The following is a 15478-nucleotide window of genomic DNA, read 5'->3' on the forward strand; positions in this document are numbered from 1 at the left end:
TGCCCGCTCCTCCGCCGACCGGCGCGTCATTTCGCGATGGCCTCCCGTACGGCCGGAGCGATCTCCCGGGCCCAGCGGGCCAGGGCGGTGAGGTCCGGGGCGCCGTGTCCGGCCGCGAAGAGCACGAATCCCGACGCGCCGTGCTCCAGCACCGCCCCGGTCAGCTCCTCCACCCACTGCTCCACGGAGCCGCCGAGCCAGCGGCCGTCGCGGTCGCGGGTGGCGGGCAGCGGCCGGTCGGTGATGTTCCCGGGGAGGTTGAAGACGGTGCGGATCTCGCCCGGGTCGCGGCCCGCGGCCGCCGCCGCCTCGTCGATGACCGGCCGCGACGTGCGGTACCGCTCGCTGAGCCAGTCCGCCGCGTGGCCGGGGATCCAGCCGTCGGCCACCCGGCCGGTGGCGGCCAGGGATTTCCGCCCGACCGAGCCGGTCCACACGGGCGGGGCGGCCACCGGAGCGGGTTCGATCCGGTGCACCCGGTAGTGCCGGCCCTGGAAGGTGACCGGCTGCCCTCCGCCCGACAGCCGCTTGACCAGGACGATCGCCTCCTCGAAGGCGTCCACGGCGTCACCGGGCGTCAGCCGCGGCACTCCCATGTCGGAGATCCGGTCCCACAGCCCGCCCGCTCCCATGCCGAGCACGATCCGGCCGCCCGACAGCGCCGACAGCGACGTCACCGTCCGCGCCAGCATGGGCGCGGGCCGGGTCGGCAGGTTGGTGACGTTGGCGAAGCCCGCGATGCGCTCCGTGCGCCCGAGGATGAAACCGAGGGCGGCGTAGGCGTCCACGCGCCCGCCGATGTAGGGATGGTCCGACAGCGAGAAGACGTCGAGCCCGTCCCGGTCGGCCTGCCGGGTCATGCGCAGCAGCCGGGGGATGTCGTCGATGCCGGAATGGGTGCCGAACCCGAAGACGGCGTCATGTGCGGACATCGCGCAACCTCTCGAAGAAGTGTTCACCGGGCGGGTGCTTCCGGCGCCCGAGCCGGAGGCCGGCCGGCGAAGTCGGACGAGCCGAAGCAGGGCACCTGCTCAGGCCGCGCCGAACCGCTCGGTGAAGCGGCCGGTGAACAGGTCGGCCCCCTTGCAGGCCGAGACCGTCTCGGCCGGAAAAGGAGTTCTAGTTCGTGCCACGAACAATATTGGTTCGTGACGCGAACTTCAACCCCTTTTGCGGTCAGTGCGGGTGGTCCGGCTCCATGAACACGCTGGGCACCTTGTTGTCCTCCACGACGCGGCCGAGCAGGGCCGCGAGCGTGTCACGCTCCTCGGGCGCGAACCCGGCGGTCAGCTCCTCGATGCGGCGGCAGGTCTCGGTGTAGAACTCGTCGGCCAGCCTGGCCCCCCGCCCGGTGAGCGCCACCCGCACCGCGCGGGAGTCGTGCGGATCGGGATTGCGCCGGACCAGGCCGTTGCGTTCGCTGCGGTCGACCAGGCCGGTCAGGCTCGACTTGGCCAGGCCCAGCACCGCGCCCAGCTCGCTCATGCCGTACGCCCGCGGCATCAGGACGCACAACAACTGGCCCTGCTGCTGGGTCAGGCCGTACTCGCGGGCGGATTCCGCGTACACGGCGTCCACCAGGAAAGCGGACCGCACCAGCCCGGCCACCACCCCGATCGGGCCGTCGACATGCTTGCTCATCGACCAAGGGTAACAATTCGCAGAACGAACTACTGTTCCGTTTCCAACGGAGGGCATGCGGGCGGCACCGGCCGCCGGGCCCCGATGGGGCGCGGCGGCGAGCGGGCCGACCGCCGCGACGGCCACCGCGTCACCTCCACCGCACCCGGGCGGTGCGCCTCAGGTCACCAGGCCCCTGCGGTAGGCGTAGACCACCGCTTGCACGCGGTCGCGCAGGTCGAGCTTGGTGAGGATGCGCGACACGTACGTCTTGACGGTCTCCTGGCTGATCACCAGGGCGGCGGCGATCTCGCTGTTGGACCGGCCGTCGGCGATGAGGCGCAGCACCTCCAGCTCGCGCGGGGTCAGCGCGGTCTCGCCCGGTGCGGCCTGGGCGGGGCGGATGCGGGCCGCGTACCTGCCGACGAGCTGCCGCGTCACCTCGGGCGCCAGCAGCGCGGCGCCGGTCGCGACGGTGCGGATACCGTGCAGCAGCTGCGCCGGCGGGGCGTCCTTGAGCAGGAACCCGCTCGCACCGGCCCGCAGCGCCTCGTAGACGTACTCGTCCAGGTTGAACGTCGTCACCACGAGCACCTTGACCGGGTCCGCCACCCCGGCGCCGGCCAACCGGCGGGTCGCCTCGATGCCGTCGAGCTCCGGCATCCGCACGTCCATCACCACGATGTCGGGGCTCAACCGGCGGGCGAGATCCACCGCGGCACGGCCGTCGCCGCACTCGCCCACCACCTCCAGGTCCGGCTGCGCATCGATGATCGTCGCGAAACCGGTGCGGATCAGCTCCTGGTCGTCGCAGACCAGGACCCGGACCGGCGCCGTCACGACCGGCTCCCCGCGGGGATGCGGGCCCGTACGAGGAAGCCGCCCGCCTGCCGGTCGGCGCTGAACCGGCCGCCGACGGCTTCGACCCGCTCGCGGAGCCCGGCCAGGCCCCGTCCGCCCCCGCCGGGAGAAGCGGTCCCGGAGCCGGGTCCGTCGGTGCTGACCTCCACGCTGATCTCCTTCTCGCCGTAGCGCACCCGGACCGCGGTGGGGCTGCCGTGGGCGTGTTTGAGGGCGTTCGTCAGGGCTTCCTGGACGACCCTATAGGCCACGAACTCGGCGCTGCCCGCCGATTCGGCCGGACCGCCCTCCTCGGTGAACTCCACCGGCTGCCCGGCCCGGCGGGTCTGCTCCACGAGCGTGCGGAGCCCGCCGGCGGCCGGTACGCCGATGTCGGTGTCGTGATCGGCTTTGAGCAGGTCGAGCATGTGCCGCAGGTCGGTGATGGCCCGCCGGCCGGTGTCGGTGACGGCGCTCAGCGTCGCGTCGAGGCGGTCGGGGGCGGCGGTCAGGTAGCGGGCGGCCTCGGCCTGCACGACCATCGCCGTCACGTGGTGGGTCACGACGTCGTGGAGCTCGCGGGCGATCCGGGTGCGTTCGGCGGCGCGGGTGGCCTCGGCGACGTGGCGGCGGCGTTCGGCCTCGGCGGCGCGGGCGGAGCGCAACCGGACGCCGATGCCCCACGCGAGGGCCAGGGCCAGGTAGAACACCACGTACCCCTCCACCTTCTCACCCGCGCCGAGCCGGTCGAGCGCGAGGGCGAGCAGCACGTACGCCGCGGAGAGGAGGACCGCGGTGACGCGCCGGTGGCGCTCCAGGTGGGCGGCCGCGCTGATCAGCGCGATGGGCATCGCGTTGCTCGCCAGCACGTGGTAGGCGCGGAGCTGGTCGAGGACGAAGCCGAGCGACACCAGGACGAGGCAGACGGCCGGCCACCTCCGGCGTACGGCGAGCGGAAGGGACTCCAGGGCGATCGCCACGAGCGCCAGCGCGTCGAAGGAGCGGATCGGCAGGTCGCCTACCTGCGTCCCCTTGCCGTGCAGCGCCGGCAGGAGCGACACGGCGACCAGCAGCAGTCCGAACGGCAGATCCCGGACCACGACGCCGCACCGCCGCCACCGGTCCGTGACCCGCCCCAGGTCGATCATCGGGCGAGCGTAGCGGCCGCACCGCGCCACGCCGGAACGGCCCTCGCCCGCGGAACGCGCCTGTCCCCCGTGCGAGCTACCGGTGAATGTCCACCGTACGGGGACGACCCCGGACCGCCGGATGCGTAGCTTTACGACGCGGCCGCGGACGTTTCCGTCCGCTCTCCCGCTGTGCCGCCGTGCGCACCGCCTCGGTGCCGGCTCCCTCACTGGAGGACAGGACCTCATGCTTCGCAGGATCAGGACATCCGTCGCGGCCGCGCTGTGCTGCACCGTGCTCGGCGCGGGAGCCGCCGGCTGCAACGGCGACGCGGTGGAGAACTGGGACCCCTTCGCCTCCGCCACGCGGACGGCCGATGCGGCCCCGGTCTCCGGGACCGAGAAGATCGACCTCGCGGGCCGGTCGGTGAACGTGTCCTGTTCCGGCGACCCGGCGGAAGGCGGGCCGGTCATCGTCCTGATGCACGGGGCGGGCGACGGGCTGGACAAGCTGGCCGCCCTCCAGGAGACGCTGGCGAAGCGGAACCGGGTCTGCTCCTACGACCGGCTCGGCGCGGGCGCCAGCGACCGGCCGGACGGCCCGCAGGACTTCGACGGCACCGGGAAGATCCTGACCGGGGTGCTCGACCGCGTCGCCGGTGACGGCCCGGTCGTCCTGGCCGGCCACTCGCTGGGCGGGCTGATCGCCGCCAGGTACGCCCCCGACCACCGGGACAGGGTCGGAGGGCTGGTCCTGATGGACGCCACCCCGTCCACGATGGCCGCCGACATCACGAAGGCGATCCCCGAGTCCGCCAAGGGCCCGGCGGCCGAGCTGCGCGCGCAGAACCTCGCGTTCTTCCGGGGCGAGAACCCGGAGAAGCTCGTCATCACCGACGGCGAGGTCCGTTCCGCCGGGAACATCCCGGTGGAGGTGATCCAGCACGGCGAGCAGTACCTCGCGGCCGTCCCCGAGTACGGGCCGCGCCTGGAGAAGGCATGGTCCGCGGGCCAGCGCAGGTGGCTCGCGCTGTCCCCCGGCAGCAGGCTGAGCACGGCCGCCGCCAGCGGGCACCACATCTACCTCGACCAGCCCGATGTCGCCGTCCGGGCCATCGAGCGCGTCACCGCGGAAGCCGCCCGTCAGGCGCGTGACGAGTGACCGGTTCCCGGCGCCTGCCGAAGACCCGCCGGTAGTCGCGGGGAGGGACACCGTGCCGTTTGACGAAGTGATCGCGCAGGACGCCGTCGGAGCGGAAGCCCACGCGGTCCGCGATCTCCTGGATCGGCAGGTCGGTGGTCTCCAGCAGTTCTTCGGCCCGGTCGAGCCGCTGGTCGCGCAGCCAGGCGTGGGGCGTGGTCCCGGTGACCTCCCGGAAGCGGCGGGCGAAGGTGCGCGGGCTCATCAGCGCGTGTCTGGCCAGGTCGTCCACCGACATGGCCTGATGGAGCCGGGTCCGTGACCAGCGCAGGACGTCGTCCATGCGCGCGTCGTCGGCCCGGGGCCCGCCCGCGGCCCGGGCGTCCGGCGGGGCGGGGACGGCGGGGACGTAGTGCACCTCTCCGCTCTCCCGGCGCGGCGCGACCATCGCCTCCCTCGCGACGGCGTTCGCGACGGCCGTGCCGTGCTCGCGACGCAGGAGGTGCAGGCACATGTCGATGCCCGCCGCCGCTCCGGCACCGGTCACCAGGCGTCCCTCGTCGACGTACAGGACCTCCGGTTCCACCGTGATCCGGGGGTGCCGCCCGGCCAGGTCGGCCACCAGGCGCCAGTCGGTGGTGGCGCGGCGGCCGTCGAGCAGACCGGTCCCGGCCAGCAGGAACGATCCCGTGCCGTAGGCGGCGATGATCGCCCCCCGCCTGTGGGCGTCACGGATCGCGTCGGCGACCGGTTCGCGCAGGGTGAGCGGTCTGCCGTCGGTGGGCAGCATGATGACCAGATCGGCGGTGCTCATGGCCTCGGGCCCGTGCCCCACCTCCATGAGGTGACCGAGATCGGTGCGGAGGGCACCGCGTCCGCCGGCGCAGACGGTGAGGCCGAAGGAGGGCAGTCCCAGGTGGGAGCGGTCGGCGAACACGTTGCTCACCGCGCTCACCCCGAACGAGCTCACCCCGTCGGTGGCGAAGGCGGCCACGGACCGGAAAGGGGTGACCGGATGGACGGACGGGTGGTTCGGTGCGTGACGGCCTTTCTCCAGCCGGCATCGGCCTGAGCCAGACCGCCCTCTTCGCGCGGTTGCGGTCACGGGTCGTTCCTTCCGAATGGAGCGGAGTCTCCGCTGCTGCCGTGGACTGATGCCGTGGGCCACAGCCTTTCGATGCGCCGAGCGTACGAGGGCCGGATGGCCGGAGGCTGGACGTCGTCCGGACGGCGTCACCTGCGCTGATGCCGCTCAATCGGGGGTGTACCGGCAGAACTCGCCACTACCGGCAGAAACCGGAAGACCTCACCGGCGGTGACGCAGTAGCTTGTCGAATCGACGGGGATCATGTGTCAGGGGAGGCACCATGACGTTGGGTGAGCTGCTGCTCGCGTACCGGAGGAGAGCCGGCGTCACCCAGCGGGAGCTCGCCGGCCGTGCCGGCGTCGGCGTCCGGACGCTGCGCGACATCGAACAGGGCGCGGTCCGGCGACCGCACGCCCGCTCCGTGCGCAGGCTGATCGAGGCGGCCGGCCTGTCCGCCGCCGAGCTCGACCTGCTCCAGGAGGCCCCCGGGCCCGGCCCGCTCCGGGAGGCCCCCGGGCCCGGCCCGATCCAGGAGGCCGCCGAGAGCCTGCCGCCGCACCCCGGGGACCCGGTGCTGCGGATCGAACTCCTGGGACCGCTGACCGTCCGCGTGCTCGGGCGCGCCGCCGACCTGAGGCCCCCGATGCAGCGCCGCCTCCTGGGCCTGCTCGCGCTCCAGGCCGATCGCGTCGTCACCCATACGGAGATCGTCGACTTCCTCTGGGGGGAGGAGATCCCCGCCACCTACCCGGATCTGGTGCACACCCATGTGTCACGCCTGCGGAGGTTCCTCGGCGGCGCCGGCGCGGGCGAGGAGCTGATCAGCCGCACCGGCGCGGGCTACCGCCTCGCCCTGGCGAGCGGTCAGAGCGATCTGCTGGACTTCACCGACCTGGTGGCGCGGGCGGCGGCCCACCGCGACGCGGGCGAGACCGAGGACGCCGAACGAGCCTACGAGGAGGCGCTGTCGCTGTGGCGGGGGCAGCCGCTGGCCGACCTCGCCCCGCACGCGCTCCACCACCCGGTCGCCGTCGCCGTGTCCCAGCAACGCCTCGCCGCGGCCCTGGACCACGCCGATCTGGCCCTGGGGCACGGGCACCATCAGGCCGCGCTGGAGCGGCTCCGCGAGGTCCTCCCCGCCGAACCGCTGCACGAGGGACTGAACGCGCGGATCGTGCTGGCGCTGGCCGCGTCCGGGCAGCGGGCCGCGGCGCTGCGCGCCTTCGGCGACCTCCGTGACCGGCTCAGGGACGACCTCGGCATCGAGCCGGGCCCCGAGCTGCGGGACGCCCACACCAGGGCCCTCGGTCAGGAGGCCGCGGCGCAGGCGTCCGCCCCTCCCCCTTCCGGCCTCCGCCCCGATGCCGTTCCGGCCGAGCTCCCCGCCGACATCGCCACCTTCACCGGCCGCGAGCGGCAGATCAGCCGGCTGAACGACCATCTGACCGCTGCGGACGCCCGTCCCGCCGCGGCCGGGCTGTCGGTGATCAGCGGTACGGCCGGCGTCGGCAAGACCTCGCTCGCCGTGCACTGGTCCCACCGCGTGCGCCACCGCTTCCCCGACGGCCAGCTCTTCTACAACCTGCACGGTTACTCCGACAGCGCCGCCAAAACGGCCGCCGACGCGTTGAGCGGTTTCCTGACGGCCCTCGGAGTGCCGCCGGCGAACGTCCCGCTCGACGTCGACGCCCGGATCTCCCTGTTCCGCACCATGACGGCGGACCGCCGGCTGCTGCTGGTGCTCGACAACGTGACCGGCCCCGACCAGGTCCGCCCGCTCCTTCCGGCCAACCGCCACAGCGCGGTCGTCGTCACCAGCCGCAACGACCTGTCCGGGTTGAAGGTCCACGGCGACGCTCTGATCGTCGAGCTGGACGTGCTCGACGACGGAGAGGCCGTGGCCCTGCTGACGCGGCTGCTCGGTGCGGGCACCCACGACGCGTCACCGGAGCTGCTGGGCGAACTCGCCCGGCTGTGCGCCCGGCTGCCGCTCGCGTTGCGGATCGCGGCGGCGAACATCAGCCGGGGCGCCTACGGCACGGTGCAGGAGTACCTCACGGCGCTCCGCGCAGGCGACCGGATCGCCGAGCTGGCGATCGACGACACCAGGAGCACGGCGGTGGAGGCGGCGTTCGCCCTCTCCTACGCCGCGCTGCCGCCGCGGGCGGCACGGCTGTTCCGGCTGATCAGCCTCGTACCCGGGGTGGACTTCACCCTCGACGCGGCCGCGGCCCTCAGCGGGTCCGGCGCGGCCGAGACCAGGCGGGAACTCACCCGGTTGGCCACCGCGCACCTGGTCGACCGGTACGAGCCCGGCCGTTACCGCTTCCACGACCTGCTGCGGTTGTACGCCGCGGAACGCGCCGCCGAGGAGGAGCACCCGGACGATGCCGCGAAGGCCCGGCAGCGCCTCTACGACTGGTATCTGCTGAGCGTCCGGGCGGCCGTCGAGCAGGGCCATCCCCACTGGGTCAAGCTTCCGCCGGGCGCGACGTCCGAGGGCGTGACGCCCGCCTCGTTCGCCGATCCGGCCTCGGCGGCGAGATGGCTGGCCGCCGAGCACCGCAACCTCGTCGCCGCCGTCCACCATGCGGCCCGGTCCGGCCCGCGGCGGGCGGCCTGGCTCCTCACCGACGCGATGCGCAGCCATTTCTGGGCCAGCGGGAGCATGAGCGACTGGCTCTCGTGCGCGCAGGCGGCGGTGACGGCCGCGGAGGAGGAGGGGGACGTGCCGGGCATGGCCGCGGCCATGCTGACCCTGGCGAACGCGCACGCGTTCCAGGGACGGCACGACGCGCTCTCGTTGTTCACCAGGGCCAGCTCGCTCGCCGACCGGGGCGGCTGGACGGAGGGCACCGCCGCCATCCGGAACAACATCGCCGGCTACTACCTGCGCGCCGGGCGGCTGGACGACGCGGCCCGTTGGCTGGCCGAGGGCATCGAGCTGGACGAGGAGGCCGGCCGGTCGGGCATGCTGGGCATCAAGCACATCAACCTCGCCCAGGTGTACGCGCAGATGGGCCGGCTGGACTCCGCGCTCAGCCACCTCGACCGGGGCTTCGAGCTCCACCCGGACACCGACGGCATGACCGCGCTCAACCTCGGAGAGGTCTGCTATCTGCAGGGGAGGTTCGACGACGCGCTCCGGCATCTCGGCCGGGCGCTCTCGCTGTCCGAGAAGGCCGGGTCCCACGCCGTCGAGCTGCACTCCCTGGCCTACCTCGCCGAGGTCCACTGCGACCTGGGCCGGTACGAGGCGGCGCTGGCCCACGGGGAACGGGCGCTGCTGCGCAGCCGCGACATCGCCGACCCCTACTTCGAGGCGATCGCGCACAACGCGCTGGGCAGGCTCGCCCACAGCACCGGCCGCCACGTCCAGGCCGCCGAGCACTACCGCCGGGCGGTGGAGCTGGCCGACGAGACCCACGTGTTCGAGAAGACCGCCGCTCTCGTCGGGCTGGCGAACGCGACCCGCGGCCTCGACGCGGCCGAGGCCGTCTCCTTCGCCGAGCAGGCTCTGCGGCTCGCCCGCGAGCGGTCCTTCCGCCTGATGGAGGGGCTCGCCCGCACCGCGCTCGCCGACATCGCGCTGGCCGCGGGAGACCGCCCCGAGGCGGTACGGCAGGCCCGGACCGCTCTGGAGATCCACCGCCAGACCGGCCATCGGCTGGGCGAGGCCCGCGTCCTCCGCACGCTCGGTGAGGCCGCCTCCGGCGCCGACGCCGGCTCCTACAGGAACCGGAGCGTGCGGTTGTTCCACGAGATCGGCAGCGCCGAGGCCGCCCGTCCGCCCGGCGCGGGCCCGTGATGCGACGTTACCCGTCCGGCAGGCCGTACGGCATCTGACCACGGTCGGACATCCGCCTCTGTCCGGGGTCGCACCACCCGCCCGGGCCCGCCCGTCGAGATGCGACCCCGGCCAGACGCGCGAACCCCGTCCCGAACCGCACCATTCTCATGTGCCCCGCCGCACCGGGCAGGGCGCACCGACACGGACGAGAAAAGGGACGGCACCCCATGACCACCGATCTTCGCGGGCGCATCACCGGATGGCGGCAGGCCGGCGCGGACCGCAGGGCCGCCAACTCCGCCGCCGACCTGGACCGTCGGCCGGCGTTTCCCGGCCGATGGATCAGTGGCATCTCGCTGATCGTCGGCCCCACCCTGATCCTGGCCGGGACCCTGCTGCGCTCGGAGTTCTACTACTTCGTCCCCTACCAGCTGCGCGCCTACAGCCAGCACCCCACCCTCATCACCGCCGCCTACACCTGCTTCGCCCTCGGATTCGTGCTGCTGTGGCCGGCGGTCATGACGCTGGCCCAGCGGATCTCCGTCACCAACCCGCTGTGGGGCATGTGGGGCGGCTGCCTGGTGATGATCGGCCTGTTCACCCGGACCTTCCAGTTCGGCATCGACCACATGTCCTTCCACCTGACCGACGTCCTGGGCCTGTCCACCATGCTGGAGGGCGTCACCGGCTACTACGACGCCTGGCGCGAGACCCTGTGGCACCCCTTCAAGACCATGTCCGGACCGGCCTTCTTCGGCTGGATCGTGCTGGCCGTCGGCGCCTACCGCTCCGGCGCCCTGGGCCTGGGCCGCTCCGTCGCCCTGGGATTGATGTCGGCCCTGGCCCTGGGCCCCCTCAAGGGCACCGAGCCGCAGTCCTTCATCGCCGTGGGCGGCCTGTGCCTGGCCTTCATCCCCCTGGGCGTCTCGCTGCTGCGCAACGGCCCCGCACCGACCCGGCGCGCCATGATCTGGACCGTCGTCCTCATCGCCGTCCACGTCCTCATGACGGGCTTCGGCCCGCGGGGATGACCACCCCGGCCGGCGCCGGTGAGCACGGAACCCACCTCACCGGCCCGGCATCCGCGCCCCCACCGGCTCCGCCCGCACCTGCCGAGAACCACATCGCAGGTGCGGGCCCCGCCGTGTTCCTCACCCGTTCGCCGCCGCGTGCCATCATGTGCTCGTGGAGGAGAACCGGCCGCTGCGCGTGGTCATCGCCGAAGACCACGTCATCCTGCGCGACGGCATGGTGGAGCTGCTGACCGGGCGCGGCTGCGAGGTCGTCGCCACGACCGGCACCCCGGAGGGCCTCCACGACGCGGTGCGCGCCCATCGGCCGGACGTGGTGATCGTGGACATCCGCATGCCGCCCTCCTTCACCGACGAGGGCATCCGGGCCGCCGAGAGACTGCGTGCCGATCATCCGGATCTCGGCGTGCTGGTCTTCTCCCAGCACGCCGAGCCCGCGTGGGCCACCAGGCTGCTGGCGACCGGTGCGCACGGTGCCGGATACCTGCTCAAGGAACGGGTGGCGGCCGTCTCGCAGTTCGTCGACGCGCTGCACCGCGTCGCCGCCGGAGGCACCGCGCTCGACCCGGAGATCGTCGACAAGATGATGCGCGGCGGCCGCCGGCGCCTGGACCGGCTCACCGGCCGGGAGCGGCAGGTGCTCGAGCTGATGGCGCAGGGCTACTCGAACAAGTCGATCGCGGCGCGACTGGTGGTCACCGAGCGGGCGGTGGAGAAGCACGCCGCAGCGATCTTCGGCAAGTTCGAGCTGCCGTCGACCGACACCGACAACCGCCGGGTCAAGGCCGTCGTCACCTATCTGACCGAGGTGGGCGCCTGAGGACGGCTCAGAGGCTCGTCGGCGACCTCACCTCCGCCCGGATGGATGCCTGAGCACGGCTCGGATGCCGCTGCCAGCCTGGTCCCGGCCCGGATGAGCGCCTGAGCCCGGCTCAGAGGCTCGTCGGCAACCTGATCTCGGCCCGGGTGGGACCGCCGGGCGGGCTGTCGACGGTCAGCGTGCCGTCGACCGAGGCGAGCCGTTCCCGCAGCCCGGCCAGACCCGTACCGGTGCCCATCTCCGCGCCGCCCCGGCCGTCGTCGGTCACCGCGATCCGCAGCAGGCCGCCCTCGGCCGACGCGTCGAGCCGTACCTCACTCGCCCCGCTGTGCTTGACCACGTTGGTGAGCAGCTCGACGACGCAGAAGTAGGCGACGCGCTCGATCCCGGGCTGTGCCCGTTCGGGCATCCGCAGGGAGAGTTCGACCGGCAGCGCCGCGTCCTCGCCGAGGGCCCGGAGGGCCGCGGGCAGGCCGTCCTGCAGGGCGGTGGGATCGATGCCGTGGACCAGCCGGCGCAGCTCGGCGATGGTGTGGTCGGTCTGCTCGCGGGCGCGGCCGACGAGCTTCCGCACCCGCTCGTCCCGCGGGTCCACCGAGTCGGCGACCAGGGCCAGCGTGATCGCGATCGCCACCAGCTGGGCCTGGGTGCCGTCGTGCAGATCCTGTTCGATCCGGCGCAGGCTGCGGGTGTGCTCGGCGATGGCGGTGCTGCGCGCCCGGCGCAGATCGGTCAGCTCCCGCTGGGCGCGGCTGGGCCCGAGCAGCTGCCGCGCCGCCCACACGTTCAGCAGGGTGGTGCCCCGTACCGCCCAGGGCACCGCCAGCAGGACCAGGAGCCCGGCCGGGACGGCCAGACCGGTCAGCCACGCCGGCGGCCGCCCCGCGGGCTGGGCCGTCAGCAGCCAGACGCTCATCCCGATCATCAGGCCGCCCAGGGCCGGCAGGCCCGCCGCGGCCAACAGGCCGAGCACCGCGAGCGGGAAGCGGACGAACAGGTAGCCCACGGCGCGCCAGCCGGCCGGATCGGCGAGACCGGCCCGGACCCAGGAGAGCGCGGTCGGTGACGCCGCGATGCCGGCCGGCGCCTCGATCCGGACGTCCAGCAGCGAGCGCAGCAGCCCTCGGTGCAACCGCCCGGTGAGCCGGGCGGCCCGCAGTTCGCCGGCGATGACGGGAAGCCCGACGACGGTCAGGGCGAGCAGGGCTCCGGCGTACGTGCCCAGCAGTACGGCGGCCAGGCCGAGCAGTGCGACCGGAAAACCCGCGATGGCGAACGCGACCTCGCCTGCGCGCAGCCGCGGCCACGACCGCGCCACCCGGGACCGCGCCGCCCGGGACCGCGGGACGGGGAGACCGTCCGCTGGGACCGCGGTCCCGGCGGACGCCGGCGTGCCGGCTCCGCCGGTCACGGCGCCGTCACCGTGGTGGCCGGGTCGAGTGCGATGGTCCGCAGACCGGCGGCCATCTCCGCGGTCACCGCGAGGAGCACCGCGCCGATGAGGATCGGTGCGTAGTCGCCCATGGAGACGTACGGTATCGGGTCGTCGGCCAGTGACAGTGCGAACGCGATGCTGACCGGGGCGGCGACGGCGACACCGAGCACGACGCCGGTCAGCGCGGTCAGCACCGACTCGGCCGCGAGCATCCGGACGAGCTGCCGCTTCGTCGCGCCGATCAGGGTGAGCAGCGCGTACTCCCGCTTGCGGGCCGTGGTGAGCGAGATCAGCGTGTTGAGCGTCGCCACCGTCCCGAACAGGGCGAGCATCGCCACCTCCACGCCGCGCAGCCAGACGTCGTCATCCGACACCGCGTCCGGCAGCACGCCGGCCATGTGGTGGCGGATCGTGTCGGTGATCACCATGAACGTGGTCGACAGGCCGACCAGCAGTGCGATCGGCACGACCGCGGAGGACAGCCGGTGGGCGTGGCCGCGCGTGTTGACCGCGGCCAGCCAGCCGCCCGACTCACCGCCGCGCAGCAGGCGCAGCGGCAGACCGAGCAGCGTGACGACGATCCGGGCCGGCAGCGGCCCGAGCAGGGCCAGCGCGACCATCGACGCCAGTGCTCCGAGCAGGGCGGCCTGGGCGGCCTCGTCCGGCTCCTGGTCGACCAGGAAACCGCACAGCACCCCCACCCCGCCGACGGCGAGCAGCCCGAGCAGCGTCCGGAGCCAGCCGATCCGGCCCGTCTCGGCCGACGTCCCGGCCATCGCCGCACTCGGTGTGCCGCGCGAGATCCGCCAGGTGGCGAAGACCGTCGCGAGCAGGCCGACGAGGACCGTGGCCAGCGTGGCGATGAGCGGGGGCAGCGGGTTGCCGGGCACGAAGGCGCCGGCCGGTGCCAGGCCGCGGTCCACCAGGGCGGACAGGAAGCTCCGCGCGGCGACCGCGCCGGCCGCCCAGGCGGGCGGCGAGACCAGCAGGATCAGGCCGGCGACCTGGAAACGGACGAGCCGGCGCACCTGCCGCGGCGTGGCCGCCACCGTGCGCAGCAGCGCCAGGTCGCGGTACTGCCCGCGGATCGCGAAGCCGAGCGTGGTGACCGCGACGAACATCGCCATGATCATCGCGATCTCGCCGAACGCACCGCCGATCAACGCGAGGTCGGAACCGCCCTCGGTCGTGGTCGCCGCGGCGACCATCGACCCGAACATGGTGATCACGGACACCGCCAGGAACAGTGCCGTCGCGAGTCCGGCGAAGGAGGCGGGACGGGTGCGCAGAGCTCCCCAGGCCATCTTGATCATGAGAGTCCGCCCAGTTTCTCCGCGATGACCGCGGCCGACGGCCGGGTCAGGTCCTCCACCAGCTCACCGTCGGTCATCATCAGCACCCGGTCGGCGAAACCGGCGGCCAGCGGGTCGTGGGTGACCATGACGCAGGTCCGCCCGTGCTCCTCCACCCCCTCGCGCAGCAGCCGGAGGATCTCCCGGCCGGTGTTGCGGTCGAGGGCGCCCGTCGGCTCGTCGGCGAAGAGGATCTCCGGCTGGTTGTAGAGCGCCCGGGCGATCGCCACCCGCTGCTGCTGCCCGCCGGAGAGCCTGCCCGGCCGCTCCTTCTCGCAGCCGCCCAGGCCGACCTGGGTGAGCACCCTGCCGACCCGCGCCCGGTCGGTCCGGCCGCCCATCAGGCGGGTGGGCAGCACGACGTTCTCGGCGACCGTCATGGCCGGCATCAGGTTGTAGGCCTGGAAGACGAAGCCGACCGTCGAGCGCCGCAGCCGGGCGAGCCTGTGCTCCCGCAGCCTGGTGATCTCGGTCGGACCCCAGTGGACGGAGCCCCGGGTGGGGCGGTCCATACCGGCCACGCACTGCAGCAGGGTGGTCTTGCCGGATCCCGACGGGCCCATGACCGCGGTGAACGAGCCGGGGGCGAAGGTGACGTCCACTCCCTGGAGCGCGTGCACCCGGCCGCCGCCGCGTTCGAACTCGCGGCGCAGTCCCCGCACCCGGATCTCCCGGCCGACGCCACCGCCTTCCGGCCGGACACCGTACTCCTGCTCGTTTCCGAAGAGTGACATGTCTCGATTCTCGGCACGGCCGCCGTCCCGGACGATCGTGGTGACACCCGAATCCGGGGTTCGGATATCCACACCCCAGGCCTCGGCGCGGGGCCGGCCCTTTCCCGCGGCACCCCTTTCGGTCCGCCCGGCCGGCCCGCCCCCGTGCGGAGGCGGAGCGGCGGACACGGAGCGACCCGGGCGCGTGGTGTCACCCAGGCTCGACGACCTTGCGCGTCTCATGGGCGGGGAGCCATGTTAGCGCTATCATCCGGCGGTACGACCCTCCTTCGACACCCCGCGCCCTTGGTGGTGATGGCGGCGAGTAAATACAGCCGACCCGGATGTCGTCAAGAGGTACGGCCCCGGGCGCCGGCCGCGCCGGGCGGGTGCCGCTCCACTCACAGTCGGCCTCCATGGCCGCAACTTGCGGATTCGATCTGAAACTTTCATGGCCAGACATCGGTAATTTTCTGCCCGATCACTCCCGTTGGGGCCTCCAGCTGCTCCACAACACCGATA

At 73.3% G+C, this 15478-nt stretch carries 12 protein-coding genes; 4 read left to right on the forward strand and 8 right to left on the reverse strand.

Annotated elements, in window-relative coordinates:
• Nucleotides 1-26: 26 nt before the first annotated feature.
• From HS048_RS02580 to HS048_RS02595, 4 genes are all read right to left on the reverse strand, one after another.
• Nucleotides 27-932, reverse strand: a complete 906-nt coding sequence (locus HS048_RS02580; RefSeq protein ID WP_068902709.1) for an LLM class flavin-dependent oxidoreductase — start codon at nt 930-932, stop codon at nt 27-29.
• A gap of 244 nt (nt 933-1176) precedes the next feature.
• Nucleotides 1177-1641, reverse strand: a complete 465-nt coding sequence (locus HS048_RS02585; protein WP_196466040.1) for a MarR family winged helix-turn-helix transcriptional regulator — start codon at nt 1639-1641, stop codon at nt 1177-1179.
• A 159-nt stretch (nt 1642-1800) separates the two neighbouring features.
• Entirely contained in the window at nt 1801-2460 is a 660-nt protein-coding gene (locus HS048_RS02590; RefSeq protein WP_068902705.1) for a response regulator transcription factor, read from the reverse strand.
• The gene (locus HS048_RS02595; protein WP_068902703.1) at nt 2457-3608 is read right to left on the reverse strand and encodes a sensor histidine kinase; all 1152 of its coding nucleotides are present in this window, start codon (nt 3606-3608) and stop codon (nt 2457-2459) included. Before HS048_RS02595 ends, HS048_RS02590 begins: the two co-directional genes overlap by 4 nt.
• Before the next feature lie 226 nt (nt 3609-3834).
• Between HS048_RS02595 and HS048_RS02600 the strand changes: the two genes are divergently transcribed.
• The gene (locus HS048_RS02600) at nt 3835-4749 is read left to right on the forward strand and encodes an alpha/beta fold hydrolase (protein WP_196466041.1); all 915 of its coding nucleotides are present in this window, start codon (nt 3835-3837) and stop codon (nt 4747-4749) included.
• Here the strand turns inward: HS048_RS02600 and HS048_RS02605 are convergent.
• A complete protein-coding gene (locus tag HS048_RS02605; protein ID WP_196466042.1) occupies nt 4712-5722 on the reverse strand; it encodes a GlxA family transcriptional regulator in 1011 nt (336 codons plus the stop codon). The two genes, HS048_RS02600 and HS048_RS02605, sit on opposite strands and share 38 nt — an antisense overlap.
• Nucleotides 5723-6095: 373 nt before the next feature.
• Here HS048_RS02605 and HS048_RS02610 point away from each other — a divergent pair, with 373 nt between their 5' ends.
• The 3 genes from HS048_RS02610 (at nt 6096) to HS048_RS02620 (ending at nt 11456) form a co-directional block, all read left to right on the forward strand.
• The gene (locus HS048_RS02610) at nt 6096-9623 is read left to right on the forward strand and encodes a tetratricopeptide repeat protein (protein ID WP_196466043.1); all 3528 of its coding nucleotides are present in this window, start codon (nt 6096-6098) and stop codon (nt 9621-9623) included.
• Between the two features lie 209 nt (nt 9624-9832).
• Nucleotides 9833-10636 (forward strand): hypothetical protein, encoded by an 804-nt coding sequence (locus HS048_RS02615; protein ID WP_196466044.1) that lies wholly within the window; start codon nt 9833-9835, stop codon nt 10634-10636.
• A 154-nt stretch (nt 10637-10790) separates the two neighbouring features.
• Nucleotides 10791-11456 (forward strand): response regulator transcription factor, encoded by a 666-nt coding sequence (locus HS048_RS02620; protein ID WP_307832344.1) that lies wholly within the window; start codon nt 10791-10793, stop codon nt 11454-11456.
• Nucleotides 11457-11568: 112 nt separating this feature from the next.
• On the opposite strand, the gene HS048_RS02625 is transcribed toward HS048_RS02620, so the two are convergent.
• From HS048_RS02625 to HS048_RS02635, 3 genes are all read right to left on the reverse strand, one after another.
• The gene (locus tag HS048_RS02625; RefSeq protein ID WP_196466045.1) at nt 11569-12774 is read right to left on the reverse strand and encodes a sensor histidine kinase; all 1206 of its coding nucleotides are present in this window, start codon (nt 12772-12774) and stop codon (nt 11569-11571) included.
• Nucleotides 12775-12863: 89 nt separating this feature from the next.
• Nucleotides 12864-14195 (reverse strand): FtsX-like permease family protein, encoded by a 1332-nt coding sequence (locus HS048_RS02630; protein WP_196466046.1) that lies wholly within the window; start codon nt 14193-14195, stop codon nt 12864-12866.
• 5 nt (nt 14196-14200) lie between these two features.
• Entirely contained in the window at nt 14201-14977 is a 777-nt protein-coding gene (locus HS048_RS02635) for an ABC transporter ATP-binding protein (RefSeq protein ID WP_196466047.1), read from the reverse strand.
• Nucleotides 14978-15478 lie beyond the last annotated feature (501 nt).

Origin of the sequence: Planomonospora sp. ID91781 (genome assembly GCF_015711595.1) — a bacterium.
Lineage (GTDB): Bacteria > Actinomycetota > Actinomycetes > Streptosporangiales > Streptosporangiaceae > Planomonospora > Planomonospora parontospora.